Annotated in this window: 9 protein-coding genes and 2 pseudogenes; 7 read left to right on the top strand and 4 right to left on the bottom strand. The window is 62.8% G+C overall.

The features are described 5' to 3' along the window. Positions 1–2,446, top strand: a 2,446-nt coding sequence (locus tag AYJ54_RS41375; RefSeq protein WP_245329276.1) for an autotransporter outer membrane beta-barrel domain-containing protein, incomplete at its 5' end; no start/stop codon positions are given. A 202-nt stretch (positions 2,447–2,648) separates the two neighbouring features. Here the strand turns inward: AYJ54_RS41375 and AYJ54_RS41370 are convergent. Continuing rightward, the gene (locus AYJ54_RS41370; protein WP_063708240.1) at positions 2,649–2,870 is read right to left on the bottom strand and encodes a dodecin; all 222 of its coding nucleotides are present in this window, start codon (positions 2,868–2,870) and stop codon (positions 2,649–2,651) included. A 169-nt stretch (positions 2,871–3,039) separates the two neighbouring features. Then, on the bottom strand, positions 3,040–4,323 hold the full coding sequence (locus AYJ54_RS41365; RefSeq protein WP_063708239.1) for a glycosyltransferase family 87 protein: 1,284 nt from the start codon (positions 4,321–4,323) through the stop codon (positions 3,040–3,042). A gap of 231 nt (positions 4,324–4,554) precedes the next feature. On the opposite strand from AYJ54_RS41365, the gene AYJ54_RS41360 reads away from it, so the two are divergent. After that, positions 4,555–5,556: a glycoside hydrolase family 16 protein gene (locus AYJ54_RS41360; protein ID WP_063708238.1), complete on the top strand. Its 1,002-nt coding sequence runs from the start codon at positions 4,555–4,557 to the stop codon at positions 5,554–5,556. A gap of 2 nt (positions 5,557–5,558) precedes the next feature. Further along, positions 5,559–7,028 (top strand): GH1 family beta-glucosidase, encoded by a 1,470-nt coding sequence (locus tag AYJ54_RS41355; protein ID WP_063708241.1) that lies wholly within the window; start codon positions 5,559–5,561, stop codon positions 7,026–7,028. Between the two features lie 60 nt (positions 7,029–7,088). Here the strand turns inward: AYJ54_RS41355 and AYJ54_RS50260 are convergent, their stop codons facing one another. Further along, entirely contained in the window at positions 7,089–7,328 is a 240-nt protein-coding gene (locus AYJ54_RS50260) for a hypothetical protein (RefSeq protein ID WP_136624299.1), read from the bottom strand. Between the two features lie 28 nt (positions 7,329–7,356). Here AYJ54_RS50260 and AYJ54_RS41350 point away from each other — a divergent pair, with 28 nt between their 5' ends. From AYJ54_RS41350 to AYJ54_RS54195, 4 genes and pseudogenes are all read left to right on the top strand, one after another. Next, entirely contained in the window at positions 7,357–8,670 is a 1,314-nt protein-coding gene (locus tag AYJ54_RS41350) for an NAD(P)/FAD-dependent oxidoreductase (RefSeq protein WP_245329275.1), read from the top strand. A 461-nt stretch (positions 8,671–9,131) separates the two neighbouring features. Continuing rightward, positions 9,132–9,560 (top strand): annotated as a pseudogene (locus AYJ54_RS41345) (helix-turn-helix domain-containing protein); the annotation flags it as partial. Positions 9,561–10,365: 805 nt separating this feature from the next. Beyond that, positions 10,366–12,750, top strand: a complete 2,385-nt coding sequence (locus tag AYJ54_RS41340) for a spermidine synthase family protein (RefSeq protein WP_063708236.1) — start codon at positions 10,366–10,368, stop codon at positions 12,748–12,750. A gap of 169 nt (positions 12,751–12,919) precedes the next feature. After that, positions 12,920–13,774, top strand: a pseudogene (locus tag AYJ54_RS54195) (IS110 family RNA-guided transposase); the annotation flags it as partial. Between the two features lie 537 nt (positions 13,775–14,311). Here the strand turns inward: AYJ54_RS54195 and AYJ54_RS41330 are convergent. Continuing rightward, a complete protein-coding gene (locus tag AYJ54_RS41330) occupies positions 14,312–15,376 on the bottom strand; it encodes an IS110 family RNA-guided transposase (RefSeq protein WP_063697713.1) in 1,065 nt (354 codons plus the stop codon). Between the last annotated feature and the right edge of the window lie 78 nt (positions 15,377–15,454).

The following is a 15,454-nucleotide window of genomic DNA, read 5'->3' as shown; positions in this document are numbered from 1 at the left end:
CTTCTTCCAGGGGACCGGCGGTACGAGCACCGTGCTCGGCTTCGGCTCGGGCAACCAGTCCATTGCCAACGGCATTGCCGATTACATCGGCTCCGGCGGCACCAATCCCGGCGGCGGAGCGAACGCCGCCGACCAGGGGGGCAGCGTCGCGATCACCAAGAGCAATGGCGGCACGCTGACGCTGTCGAGTGCCAATACCTATAGCGGCGGCACCACTATCAACGAGGGCTCGACGCTGGTCGTCGGCAACGCCCATGCGCTCGGCACCGGGACTTTAACGCTCAACGGCGGCACGACCGGCGTCACAGTGACCTTCAACGGCAGCTACACGATTGCCAACAACATCGCCGCGACTGGCGATCCCATCTACAACGTTCTCACCGGCAATACGGTCAACCTGGCCGGCGTGCTCTCCGGCTCCGGCGACGTCGTCGTCAACGAAGCGAGCGGCTATGCCGGAACGCTGATTCTCTCCGGCACCAACACCTATACCGGCCCAACCGTCGTCGACGCCGGCACCTTGCAAGCCGGCTCGACCAGCGCCTTCGGTAACAACTCCGCGGTCACGGTCGCAGGCGGCGCCGTGCTCGATCTGGCCGGCTTCTCCAACGCGATCGGCTCGCTCGCGGGCGCCGGCGCCGTCACCAACAGCGGCGGCGCGGCCACGCTGACCACCGGCGGCGACAACACGTCCACGGTCTTTTCCGGGACGATCCGGGACGGCGCGGGATCGATCGCGCTGACCAAGACCGGAAGCGGCCTGTTGCTGCTCTCCGGCAGCAACACCTATACGGGCGCGACCACCGTCGGCGGCGGTACGTTGCAGGTGGACGGATCGATCGCGTCATCCAGCCTGACCACGGTCCAGGCTGGCGCGGCGCTCAGCGGCACCGGCACGGTCGGCTCGACCGCCGTCGAGAGCGGTGCCGTCTTCGCGCCGGGCAACGGCAGTGCGGGGACATCGATCGCGGTGAGCGGCAGCCTCGCCCTCCAGTCCGGCGCGGTCTATCTGGTCCAAGTCAGTCCTTCGGCGGCCTCGTTCGCCTCCGTCAGCGGCACGGCGACGCTCGGGGGTGCCACCGTTGACGCGGTGTTCGCCAGCGGCAGCTACATCTCGAAGCGCTACACCATCCTGACCGCGAGTGCTGGGGTGAGCGGCACGTTCGGCTCATTGGTAACGACCGGCCTGCCGAGCAACATCAGAAGTGTGGGGTTGAGCTACGACGCCAACGACGTCTATCTCGATCTGGACCTGAACTTCGCGATTCCGTCCGGCCTCAACGGCAATCAGCAGCGCGTCGGCAATGCGCTGACGAACTTCTTCGATGCCAACGGCGGAATCGCCGCAGTTTACGGCGCGCTGACGCCGGCCGGCCTGACGCAAGCCGCCGGCGAATTGGGGACGTCTTCGCAGCAGACCACGTTCAATGCCATGGGCCAGTTCATGGGCCTGCTCACCGATCCCCTGGCGCAGCAGAACGGCGGGCCGGGTTCGGCGGTCGGTTATGCGGAGGAGGATCAGGCAAGCGCCTACGCCGCGCGCAAGCGGACCGATGCGTTTGCCATGGCCACCAAGGCGCAGCCGAAGAGCTTCGAGCAGCGCTGGAGCGTGTGGCTTGCGGGCTTTGGCGGTTCGCAATCGACCGATGGCAATGCGGGGATCGGCTCGAACGACACGACGAGCCGCGTGTTTGGGACCGCTGTCGGGGCCGATTACTGGGTCTCGGCACATACGCTCGCCGGCTTTGCGCTTGCCGGCGGTGGGACCAATTTCAGCGTGAACGGTCTCGGCTCCGGCCGCTCCGACCTGTTCCAGGCCGGCGCTTATCTGCGCCACGCCAATGGACCGGTGTACATCTCCGCGGCGCTCGCCTATGGCTGGCAGGACATCACCACCGATCGCACGGTGACCATCGCCGGTCCCGATCGCTTGCGCGCCGAGTTCGACGCGAACGCGTATTCCGGTCGCCTCGAAGGCGGCTATCGCTTCGTCGCGCCGTGGATCGGCGGGATCGGCCTCACGCCCTATGGCGCGGCGCAGTTCACGACATTCGATCTGCCGGCCTATGCCGAGCAGGTTGTCTCCGGCTCAGCCGCTTTCGCCTTGAGCTACGCCGCCAAAAGCGTGACGGACACCCGCAGCGAGCTCGGCCTGCGCACCGACAAATCCTTCGCCATGTCGGACGGCGTATTGACGCTGCGCGGCCGCTTTGCCTGGGCGCATGATTTCAATCCGGATCGTTCAATCGCGACCACCTTCCAGGCTTTGCCGGGCGCAAGCTTCGTCGTCAATGGCGCGGCGCAAGCACGCGACTCCGCGCTCACGACCGCTTCGGTGGAGAAGAAATGGCTGAACGGCTGGTCGGCAGTAGCGACGTTCGAGGGCGAGTTCTCGAATGTCACGCGCAGCTATGCCGGCAAGGGCAGCGTTCGCTACGCCTGGTGAGCGGTCGATTTCGTCACACGCTCTTTCGTCACGCGTCTTGGCCGGCCAGGGCACGACCTGGCCGCCCGACATCACCAGCCGGTCCCGGCCTGTTGCATCATCCGCTCTGATTGTGCGGAGCCTGTATTCGGCCGGAGGAAGTCCTTCGATATTTCGACGGGTTATCGTCGGAGGATGTTAACCGCGCCCGGAGCCCCCTGCCTCAGCTCTCCAGCGTGAAGCCGACGCGCAGCGTCACCTGATAGTGGCGGACGGCGCCATTCTCGATGTGGCCGCGTGTCTGCACGACCTCGAACCATTTCATATCGCGAATGGTCTTGGCGGCGCGACCGATTGCGTTCTTGATCGCATCGTCGATCGATGTCTCGGACGATCCGACGAGTTCGAGGATCTTGTAGACGTGGTCCTTCTCGGCTGTGGGCATGGCGAATCTCCGCTTGGTTGAGCCATGACAGGCCGGGACATGTCTCCCGCCCGACGATCTTATCCGTGAGCGATACGGCGTCCAACCTGAACGGCCGGGACGGCCGTGGGTTCCATCATCCGCGATGGCCCGCATGCACCAGCCGAGGTGGAGCAGGCAGCGGGCCTGATCACTCCAGGACGCGTACGGCGCGCGGGAGAAGATCGGCGGGCTCGTCGCGTAGCGCTGCCTTTGCGATCTTGGTGCCGCGAAGGAGGATCCGCAGCAACATCGCGAGCACGGCCAGCAGCCCGACCCCGGCGACGGCCGGTGTGAAATAGCGATCGAGGTCTTCCGCGGTGGCGTGCTCCTGGGCCAGCCGTGCCGATTGCAGCAGCCCATAGGAGTTGACGATCAGGATGAGCCCGTACACGACGTTGCGTTCGCGCACGCTCGCCAGGATGAAAAGATCAGGAAGCAGCAGCGCAAGACCGATCCCAACGATCGGCAGATCGTAGTCGTAGGCGTAGGGGCTGATCATCACGGACGCGATCGCGACGACGCCGAGCGCGAAGCGGGTCGAGGGCCCGCGTAGGACGGCGAGTGCGACGGCAGCGAGGGCAAGGCACGCGACAGCCATCTGTCCCCAGAATGCCAGGGCCGGAGGAAGGCCGGACTTGTGCAGCGACGCGTAGACCGAGATCATGCGATACAGCGGATAAAGCCCTTGCTCCAGATAGCCTGCGGACTCCTTGATGGCGCCCAGCCATGCGATCCAGATCTGCGGGCCGAAGGCAAGGGTGCTCGCGAGCGCGCTCGTGACGACCACGATCGCGGCAGTGGCGATCGCCGTCCAGCGACGTGTCAGCAGCATATAGACGCCCGCGGCAACGGCCAGGTGTGGCTTCATGACCATCGCGCCGAGCGCGAGGCCGGCGAGAACCTGGCGCCGCTCGACATTGAGGCAGACAAGCCCGATCAGTGCGCCCGTGAGAAAGCCGTTCTGGCCGCAGCCGATCGTGATCGCAATTGCCGGGAACGAGATGACGAGCACTTGCGCCAGATGTTTTCCTGCGACGGCGCGCAGTGTCATCAGGTAGGCGGCAAGCGTTGCGGCCGTGAAGAGCGAATAGGCAGCCCAGCCCGGCAGGAATCCGAAGGGCGCCAGAAGCAGGTCGAATTGCGGCGGATAGGTCCAGGGCATGAAGCTGGTCGCGCCGCCGGATGATTCCGCCTGCATCCTGGCAAATTGCGAGAACTGGTAGGTCAGGTCGAGATCGCCGAGCCAGATCCGTTGCGCGACGATGTGAAAGGCGGAAAAGTCCGCAGCCTGGTTGTCGTACCAGAAACCACTCTCGAAGAACCGGACGCCTTTGAATAGGACCATTGCCGCAAGCCCGGCGAAAATGACGCGCACATATATCGCCCGCTTCGACGGCAGAAATTGAATTTGCTCCAGCGTCTCGGTGAGCATGGGTTCGCTATCCCTGGCAACGGGGCGGCACCGCCGCCATTTGCGGCCAGATTGCCGGCTGAATCTTAAGTTACGGTAATGGAAGGATAAGGAATTTGGGGGTGACGCGCCCTGTTCAGGATTTCGCGGCTTGAAACCGGGATGACCTCGGGCTGCGAACGGCAGCTCTTGCCCGTCACAATCCGAAAGAGTTAACCTCACCTCGTTTCCTGGCATGTTCGATGTGCGGTGATGATCGGCCGTTGGACGAAGGGCACATTGGTCGCGATCGGCGTGTTTGCCGTGCCTGCGCCGGGCGTTGCGCAGGACGACCTCGATGGCGCGCCCGACATGATGTCGCTGCAAGTGACGACCGATCCCTCCACGATCGAGTGCCGCAGGCTCGAGACGGTCAATCCCACATCGCTCGCCTTCCTGCCGATGCGGCGGACCTTCAACGAGGATTTCGACGAGCATCCGCTGTCGAGTGGACGCTGGGTGCCGCATTATGCCGGCGGTGCGGCATGGCCGGACGCGCGCTACTGGGGCGGCGACGGCTCCGACTTCAAGCGCAAGACCAGCGCCAATGGCGAGCAGCAGATCTATGTCGATCCGCGTTACGCCGGCCGCGCGGCGACGCCGCTCGGGCTCGATCCGTTCAAGGTGAAGGACGGCGTGCTGTCGATCGTTGCAAGCCGTACCCCGCCGGAGCTGAAATCCGTGCTGTTCAACAACGAGTACATTTCGGGGATTCTGACGACCCAGGGCAGGTTCTCGCAGAAGCACGGCTATTTCGAGATCCGCGCCAAGCTTCCGGTCGGCCATGCGGTGTGGCCGGCCTTCTGGATGCTGGCGGACGACGGCGGCTGGCCACCCGAGGTCGACGTGCTGGAAGGCCGCGGCGAGCGCCCTGGCGATCTCGTGATGACCACGCATTGGCGGATTCCGGCGACCGGCAAGATCCAGTCCTGCGGATTCGATTTCGCGGTGGGGGACGCGTCGAACGCCTTCCATAATTATGGTGTGCTGTGGGAGGAAGACCGCCTGATCTATTTCATCGACCGCCGGCCGGTCTCCGACATCAAGGCGCCGATCGGTTACGACGATCCCATGTACATGATCGTCAATCTCGCGATCGGATCGAAATTCTTTCTCGGCGTCGGTCCCGTCGATGCGGAATCGCCGCCGACCGTCGCGTTCGAGATCGACCGGATTTCCGTCTATCAGATCGACACGGAGCAAGCGCGGAGATGACGATGTTCGCTAACCTCTCGCGCCGCTCTTTTGCAGGGCTTGCCGGTCTCGCCGCGCTCGGCATGACGACGCGGGCAGACGCCGCCGAGAGCGACGTTTCTGCCCCGGCCGAGTCCCATGCGCCGGCGCGCTTTCCCAAGGATTTCGTGTGGGGTACGGCGACCTCGTGCTACCAGATCGAGGGCGCCGTCAATGAAGACGGCCGCGGCAAGTCGATCTGGGATGTCTTCAGCCATACGCCCGGCAAGATCGAGGACGGCACCACCGGCGATCGCGCCAACGAGCACTATCATCGCTACAAGGAGGACGTCCGGCTGATCAAGGCGCTCGGCGTCAAGGCCTACCGCTTCTCGATCGCATGGCCACGGGTGTTTCCGGATGGCGCCGCCCAGCCCAATCCCAAGGGCCTCGATTTCTACAATCGCCTCGTCGACGAATTGCTTGCGAACGGCATCGAGCCCTGCGCTACGCTCTATCACTGGGACCTGCCGCAGGCGCTCCAGGACCGCGTCGGCGGCTGGCAGTCGAGCGACACTTCGAAGGCCTTTGCCGATTACGCCGCATACATCGCCGCACGCCTGACCGATCGCGTGAAGACCATCTTCACCGTCAACGAGGTCGGGCGCTTCGTGAATTTCGGCTATGGCTGGGGCATCGATGCGCCCGGCCTCAAGCTGCCGACGGCGCAGCTGAATCAGGCCCGCCATCACGTCGCGCTCGCGCACGGCCTCGCCGTGCAGGCGATCCGCGCCTCGGGGCGCGCCGGCACCCGCGTGGGCGCGGCCGAAAACATCGCGGCCTGCGTGCCGGCGATCGCGACGCCGGAGAATATCCGCGCCGCCGAGATCGCGACACGCGAGCTCAACTCCGGCTTCCTCGGCGTGGTGCTGGAGGGCAAGTACACCGACGGCTTTCTCGCCTATGCCGGCGCGGCCGCGCCGAAATTCACGGCCGAGGAGTTGAAGATCATCGGCACCCCGAACGACTTCGTCGGCCTCAACATCTATGCGCCGCAATTCTACGTCACGTCCTCCGACCGCGTGCCCGGCTTTCACGTGCTGCCGTTTCCGACTTCGTTCCCGCACATGAACTCGGAATGGCTGCGGATCGGCCCCGAGGTGATTTACTGGGCGCCGCGTATTGCCGCGAAGATCTGGAACATCGACACCATCTACATCAGCGAGAACGGCACCTCATCCGAGGACAAGCTCGCCGCCGACGGACAGGTCTACGATCTCGACCGCATCATGTTCCTGCGCAATTATTTGACGCAGATGCAGCGCGCCATCGCCGAGGGCGTGCCGATCCGCGGCTATTTCCTGTGGAGCCTGATGGACAATTTCGAGTGGATTTTCGGCTACGGAAAGCGCTTCGGTCTCTATCGCGTCGATTTCGAGACCCAGGCAAGAGTGCCGAAACTGAGCGCGGCGTTCTATCGCGACGTGGTGGCACGGAATGCGATCGGGGTGTGAAGTATCGGCCGCCCGACCCTAGGTACGCTCCTTGTAAGCGAAATTACCGATCACGGCCTCTCACATCATGAGGCGCAAGCCGCCACTCTCCCCATGAACGGTTAGCAACAGGCAAACCGACGCCACGGCGTCGTTTTCGCCTTCCTTCGAAGAGCGCACTCCGTCGATTGAGGAGGCGGGGATCAGCCGGGCATCTCGGCCCTCTGTTGCAATCAAAACAAAGATCCCGCGACCAGAAACATTTCCGTAGTGCGGCCCCTGCACAGAAGGTGGTGAAGCAAATTGCAGGGGAACGAACATGAGCCGTCATTTCGGGCAACGCGCGATCGTGATCGGAGCGGGGATCGGCGGATTATCTGCTGCCGGGGCACTGTCCTCCGCTTTTAAGGAAGTCGTCATTCTCGAACGCGACGCTCTACCAGATTCAGCCGTGTCCCGCGCCGGCGTTCCCCAGGATCGGCATCCGCACCTTCTCCTGGCCGGCGGACTGCAGGCGCTCGATTCCATCTTCCCGGGATTCGAGCAGGATCTTGCCAATGCCGGTGCAGTTCCGGTGGATGTCTTTAAAGACGTCCGCTACGAGCGGCCGGATGTCGGCGTTCTGCCGCAGCGCGATTGCGGCACGTCGCTGCTCTGTGCCTCGCGGCCGCAGATCGAGTATACATTGCGTCGAAAGGTGGTCGCGATCGCCAATGTCACATTGCGATCGCACAGCCGCGTGACGGAGATTGCGCCGGCTGCGATCCGGCCGCTGGTCAGGTTCGAGAGCGACGCAGGAGAGGTAGACGCGATTGAGGCGGATCTCGTGGTAGACGCATCCGGTCGCGGCGCGCCGACGCTCGGCTTGCTCGGCGCGCTCGGCTGGGAACAGCCGCATGAGACCGTCGTGGGCGTCGACATCAGCTACACGACCGCGGTTCTTCGACCTGAGGGTACATCGTCGAACTGGAAAAATCTGGTCACATTGCCCGATCCGAGCATTTCGGCGAAAGCTGGGTTGATCATTCCCCTCGAAGGTGGGCGTTGGTTTGCATCGATTTCCGATCACGGCGCGACGGATCGCCCGAAGACCTGGGAGGAGTTTCTTGCCGCTGCGAACCAGTTGAATACACCGGAGATCTACAATGCGATTTGCAGGCTCTCGCCACCCGACGACTTGAGACATTTCGTGTTTGATGCGAGCCGCTGGCGGCATTTCGAACGGCTCGAGCGGCTACCGCGCGGGATTCTCCCGGTGGCCGACTCGCTGTGCCGGTTCAATCCGGTCTACGGACAGGGCATGACGGTCGCAGCACGAGAGGCAAAGCTGCTGCGCGAAATCCTGGATCGCGTTGCCGGGGAGGCGGACCCGATCGAGGCCCTCCAGGCCGCGTTCATGTCCGAAGTCGGTGCGCTGCTTCAAGCGCCGTGGAACATCGGCGTGAACGCCGACTTCGCCTATCCAACCACACGGGGGGAACGCCCCGAGCGGTACGAGGAAAGCAGGCAGTTCGAGGCCGCCCTTTTTCGAGCTATCGTGGCCGATCCGGTGGTCCAGAGGGCGTTCTCGGACGTTCTGCAGCTCATGCAGCCGTTCGAGCTGCTCAATGAGCCTGATATCCGGCAACGAATCGAGGCTCATGCCCTAATGCCAAATGCATGACGTCGAGCCGGTTTTCGTAGGACCAGCGTCCAGCAGGATGCACGGACAACGGCTACCCGGTTCGATGAGATGAAGACCCGACGGCAAACTCGGCGGGTCTCAGCCTTTGAGATCAGCAGATCACATAAAAGGCGGGGGTGCATCTGTCCTGGGACTCAATTAGCCGTCATATTTACCAAGAAACCTCAATGATCTCGGACCACTGGGACTCATAAAGATGTCACGTCGGACTCAATTAAGCGTATCGGACGGGGTTTTTGGACTCAATTAAGCGTAACGGATTTCCCGCGACGTAGCGGGCGCCGATCACAGGTTGCGATCCAGGCCCTCGCCAATCTTCAACGCCGTCGCGCCTAGGTGTGGCAGGTCGGCTCTAGGTGTGGTCTCTCAGGAGGTTGTCCATCTGGTCCGAACCGGGGAAGCTGAGGTTGCGAAGCTTCAGTGTTCCAAGGAGAGACCAGATGAACGTCCACAAGAATGCGCCTTTGACGCCCAAAGGTCGAGAGGCGAGGGTGCGAAGTGTGGTCGAGGGCGGGCTGAGCCAGGCCGACGCGGCTTTCCAGTTCAACACGACGCCGAAGACCATTGCCAAATGGGTCAAGCGGTTCCGCGAGAAAGGTGTGGAGGGGTTGCGCGACCGCTCCTCCAGACCCCATTCATCGCCGAGCCAAACTCCGCCCGCCACGTGCACGGCCGTCGAGGCCTTGCGCCGCCAGCGTCATACCGGCAAGCAGATCGCAGCCGAGGTCGCTGTGTCACCGGCCACCGTCAGCCGCATTCTGCGCCGCTTGGGACTAAACCGGATACGTGATCTCGAGCCGGCCGAGCCGGAACGCCGCTATGAACGCGAGACCCCAGGCGAGATCATTCACATCGACATCAAAAAGCTCGCGGCGCTGCATTGAGAGCATTCTACTATCATGTGACGCGCATCTGGTTGCGCACGCTGCGGCGGCGCGGCCAGAAGGACCGCTTCTCATGGCAACGAATGCAAAGGCTAGCCGCCGACTGGCTCCCCCAACCGCGTATCCTTCACCCGTATCCTGACAAGCGCTTCGCCGTCATGCACCCAAGGCAGGAGCCGTGTGCGGGAATTCCGCCTGCACGGATTTGGGCGGGGGGGGCGGTCAGCAATGACCGTCCCTACCGCGCTTCACCTTGAGTTCTTCGCATTTTGACCCCAAGCCGACCTCGCTCCCGTCACTCTTCCGAGCGGGTGTTCGACGCGGGCGAACAGTAGCAGTCGGAGCGTGAGGAGCGGCGGCTTTTGGGCGACAAGCCGCTTACGTCGAGCGAGGGTTAGGGTCGCTTAGAGTGCTACAAAATGGTAAATAGCCAAAATGTGAGCGCTAGTAGGAGAGACAAATGAACTCCGTCAAATCTGGGTCGCTGAGCCATGACCAAGGATTGATGGGACGAGTTTCCGGAGGCTCGGTCCGTTGCAGGGCAGCGGGACGTCTGCTGTCCGCGGCAGAGGGGCAGCATGTGATGGCCGAAACCCGCTGATTTTTGCTTCGGAACGCCCGCGATTTTCGCACCCGTTAACCTGGCAATGATCTTCAAAAGGTTGGCGTCGCGCCGAATATTCCGCAACCGGTCAAACGATTGTCAGGAAGTTGTGGTCAGCCTATCTATCGCGCATTGCGCGAGACGGTCAAGGCAGCATCTAGAAGGCACTTTTCTAGGAGCGGCGTCTTGCAAGTCACCACCAAAATTCAAGGTCGCCATTATTTCGCGATCTTCGTGCTCGCGTCGGCCACTCTTTCCTATCAGATCCTGATCACGCGCTTCTTCAGCGTGATGCTGTCTTATCATTTTGCGTTCGCCGCCATTTCGCTTGCCATGCTCGGACTCACGCGCGGCGCGATGGAGGTCTACGGCAAGCCCGCACGTTACGCTCCCGAACGGGTTGGAGCGGAATTCGCCCGCCACGCATCGTGGTTCGCGATCGGCAGCGTCGGCGCCATGATAACCCTCCTGTGCGCGCCGCTCGTGGTACCCGCGGCCTATGTGCCGGTGGCTTTGGCCCTGGCAGCTGCCGCCTTTGTGAGTCCTTTCACCGAAGGTGGGGTCTGCATCACTCTTCTGCTGACGCGTCTGCAGTATGGCGGCGGGCGGCTCTATGCTGCCGATCTCCTGGGCGCTGCAGTCGGGTGCCTCGGCGTCATCTTCCTATTGCTGGTGATCGATCCCGTAAGCGCCACCCTGTGGATCGGAGCGTTCGCTGCCGCCGCCGGCTGGATGGTCATCCGCAAGAGTGATGACGTTCGCAGCCTGCGCTTGAGCGGGGTCGTCGTGCTGACGCTGGCTGCCGTGGCCGCGACGCATACTGCGCTTGCCGTCACAGGTCAGGGCCATCTCGGCGTGGTCTGGGCCAAGGGGGAGCAACAGACGGGCACCTTGTTCGAGCGGTGGAACACCTTTTCGCGCATTAGGGTGAGGGCTATGGGAGAGGAAACCCCGTTCGGTTGGGGTTTCGCCCGCACGCCGGAGATCAAGATCGACCAGCACTATCTCGATATTGATGCGGTTGCGGGGACACCCATCACCAGGTACGCCGGTGATATCGGCAAGCTTTCCTACCTCAAGGATGATGTGATCAATGCCGCCTATCTGGTGCAACCGCCGGCTGACGTCGCCGTGGTCGGCGTGGGTGGCGGTCGTGACATTCTTTCCGGCCTGTTTTTCGGCGCCAAGCGCATACGCGGAATTGAGATTAACCCGGCGATCTTCGAGGTTCTCACGGACAAATTCGCTGATTTCTCCGGCCATCTCGATCGCCAGCCCGGCGTGTCCTTGATCAACAGCGAAGCCCGAAGCTACATCAACCATTCATCCGATCGGTACGACCTCGTCCAGATATCGCTGATCGACACCTGGGCCGCGACGGCCGCCGGCGGCCTGACACTGACGGAGAACCGTCTCTATACGGTGGAGGCCTGGGATGATTTCTACCGGGCGCTCAAGCCGGGCGGCATGCTTTCGGTATCGCGCTGGTATGAACCGGAAAATTATCGCGACGAGTTCTATCGACTTGTGGCGATCGCAGCCAGCGCGCTGCAGCGCGATGGCGTGCCAGACGCCGAACTGTCCCGGCATGTCGTTGCCGTGAACGTGGAAAATATCGTGACCGTCATAACCCGCCCTGATGAGTTCTCCGATGCGCAATGGCAGGCCGCGCGCGCAAGACTTGTGGCGCAGGGCTTCAAGATCTTGCTGGGGCCGGATACCACTTTCGATGCGGTCACTTCGACCCTGCTGTCCGGCAAGGCCGACAAGGCGTTCCTGGCCTCGCTTCCCGAGAACATTGCGGCGTCGACCGACGACAACCCGTTCTTCTTCTACACCGCGCGTCTTGGCGATCTCTTCACGCTCCGCACGTCGCTCTCGATAAACAACAACGCGGCGATCAGCATGACCCGATGGCTCGTCATCATCGCACTCTGTGCATGCGTCTACTACATCGTGATCCCTTTCATGCGTCTTGCGCGGCGAATGTCGTCGGCAACGCTCGCGCTGCCCGTGACCTATTTCAGTGCCATCGGCATGGGCTTCATGCTCATCGAAATCTCGCAGATGCAGCGTCTGATGGTGTTCCTGGGCCATCCCGTCTATGGGCTGAGCGTCGTGCTGTTTACGATCCTCCTCTTTAGCGGAATCGGCAGCGCCACCGCCGGGGCGTATGCCCCGCGACCGGTAGCGGTGATCGTCAGGGTCATGGCCCTCCTCACCACGCTCGTGGCCGCAGGGCTGTTGACCCCCTTGGTCACCACCTGGGCGCGGTCCGAAGCAACCGACATGCGTATTCTGGTGTCCGTCCTGCTGTTGGCGCCGCCGGCATTCTGTATGGGGATGATGTTTCCGCTCGGGCTCAGCATCTGGCGCCGTTATCAGGGGCTGTTGCCATTCTTCTGGAGCACCAACGGGATCACGTCGATGCTCGCCTCGGTTCTCGGCATGGCCTTGTCGATCGAATGCGGCATCGCCAGGACCTACGCGCTGGGCGCCTGCTGCTATGTCATCTGTGCGGCGATCATGATCGCGGCAAGCCGGCTGGCGAACCCCATCGCCAGGCCCTAATGCGAAGTCCAGCCGGACTCTTAAATTGTCCGCTTATCGAGGCAAACCGGAAGCAGCTGGACGATTTTCGGAACAGCGCTTTTGATGCTGTGGACGGCTCCTCGACGGGCACGAGAGTGCCAAGGATATGGGCGCCGTTTAAGGCTCCCACGATTCGGAGGAGCTACCTATGCAGTCGATTTCGACAATCGGTCTCGAGATCGCCAAGTCGGTCTTTCAAGTGCATTGCGTAGATGCGGCCGGCCAAGTGGTCCTGCGCCGCAGTTGAAGCGTCGGCACGTCTTGGCATTTTTCCAGAAACTGCCGCCATGCCTGGTGGGTATCGAGGCGTGCGCCTCATCGCACCATTGGTCCCGTGAGCTACAGGCGTTAGGGCATGCGGTGCGGCTAATGCCGCCGGCCTATGTGAAGCCCTACGTCAAGCGGCAGAAGAACGACACCACGGACGCCGAGGCGATTTGCGAAGCGGTCACGAGGCCAAACATGCGGTTCGTGCCGACCAAGACGGTCGAACAACAGAGCTGTCTGATGCTTCATCGTGCGCGCCATTCTTCATTCGCCAGCAGACAGCGGTCATCAACTCAATCCGCGCGTATCTTGCCGAGTTCGGTATCGTCGCCCCGTCGGACGCAGAGGCGTCGAACAACTGCTGGAGGTCGTCGCTAACACAGCCGACCGCCGGCTGCCAGAAGTGGCACGCACGTGTCTTGCTGCTCTCGGCAGTCAGTTGCGAGCACTGAAGGCTCAGATCCTGGAGTTCGACAGGCGCATCATCGCCTGGCATCGATCAAACGCGACGAGCAAGCGACTGGATGTGATCCCTGGCGTCGGTCCGGCGCTGGCCACAGCGCTGGTCGCCAGCATTGCTGACCCAGGAGCATTCCGATCGGGACGGGACTTCTCCGCCTGGGTTAGGCTCGTGCCTAAGCAGAATTCGAGCGGAGGCAAGGATAAGCTTGGCAATATGAGCAAGCAAGGCGATCGCTATTGGCGCAGCCTGTTCAGCCGTCCACACATGGCCCTTTGCGACATATTGCACCGCCAAACATCCTCGGATGCTAACGGGGCATAGCGGAAATCGACAGGCCGACGTCTATTCTAGAGGGCGCCACTCGTGACCCAATGTATGGTCCGGCCGCGCGGTGCAAGAAGATTTCGACGATCCGGTAGATGCGGTCTTGCATCAATGTATCCGGCCTCTGCTTGGAGCGCAGTGCTCCGGGCCATCATGGATATCAGCGCGCAATGCGATCTGGTTAGCGGACAGGCCTCATACGGGCCATTTGGGTCACCAGGGTTCGCATGCGCCGGGAAGACCGATTCTCCATCGTCGTCTCATCCTCTCGCAGACCTCGGCGGGTAAGGGTGTTGTTACGTCATCGATGGCTCCTCACGTCGCGCTGTTCCTGTGTTCGTGTCTGGCGGTCGTTCCTTCGTCCCGGCCTGCGCGCGCAGACGCGCCGCGCGCAAGGGGCCGTCAAGGCCGGCCGTCGGGCTGTCCTGACGTCTTGCTCTCCTGCTGCCAGGCCGCGCCTTGACGGCGCCGCGCACGGCGCGAGGATCACGCAGGTCGGGACACCGTCTCCTGCGTCTTGGCGCACGCGAAGGCGCGTCCCTTGTTGAGGACCGCCCAGGCGATCCGGGCGAGCTTGTTGGCGAGCGCAATCGCCAGCACGTTGTGGTGCAATCGCTTCTTGGCGGCTTCGATCCAGGAGTCGAGGCCATAGCGCTCCCAACACCTGAGCTTGACCAGCACAACCCACGCGGCTTGCACGAACAGCGCGCGGAGGTGGCGATTGCCGCGCCTTGATATACTGCCGAGGATCGTGCGGTCGCCGGTCGAGATCTGCTTCGGCACAAGTCCAAGCCAGGCGCCGAAGTCGCGGCCTTTCGAGAACACGTCTCCAGCGCCGATCGCGGCCACCATTGCGCTCGAGATGATCGGGCCAATGCCAGGCACCGTCATCAGTCGCTGGCAGGCCTCATCTTGACGGGCGAGTGTTTCGATCTCGCCAGATAGCCCCTCGATGCGCTGATCCAGCCGGCGCCAGTCTTCCGCCAGCCCCTCGATGATGCGCAACATGCGAGGCGAGAGCACATCGGTGCGGGTCGCCAAGATACCCGGCAACTCGGACCGCAGGGCATGCAGGCCTTGCCGCACGGCGATGCCCCGCTCCAGCAGGAACGCACGGATCTGATTGATGACGCCGGTACGCTGACCGACCAATCGATCGCGGACGCGGTGCAGTGCCTGAAGGTCGAGCTGATCGGCGGTCTTGGTCGCGACGAACTTCATGGTCGGGCGTTGGACAGCCTCGGCGATGGCTTCCGCATCTCGGAAGTCATTCTTCTGTCCCTTCGAATACGGGCGCACGTATTTCGCCGGCATCAGGCGGGCGTCGTGGCCAAGCATTTGGAGTTTGCGGCTGAGGTGATGGGCGCCGACGCAGGCCTCCATCCCGATCAAGCACGGCGGCAGGTTGGCGAGCCGCGTTTCCACCTGGCCGCGCGACCACTTCTGCCGCAGCACGATGGCACCGCGGTGATCGTGACCCACGATGTGGAACGAGTTTTTGCCGATATCGATGCCGATCACGGCGATCGCTGCGTTGAGTTTCTGAGACATGGCGTGCTCCTTGTCTTGAGCGCCCCTTGCCAGCTTCTCGTGCCGGCAGGGCCGGAGCACGGCCGGACCATCCCATTA

This window comes from Bradyrhizobium centrolobii, assembly GCF_001641635.1.
GTDB classification, from domain to species: Bacteria; Pseudomonadota; Alphaproteobacteria; order Rhizobiales; family Xanthobacteraceae; genus Bradyrhizobium; species Bradyrhizobium centrolobii.
Note: the sequence above shows the minus strand (reverse complement) of the source record. Positions and strands in the feature narration are given on the sequence as shown.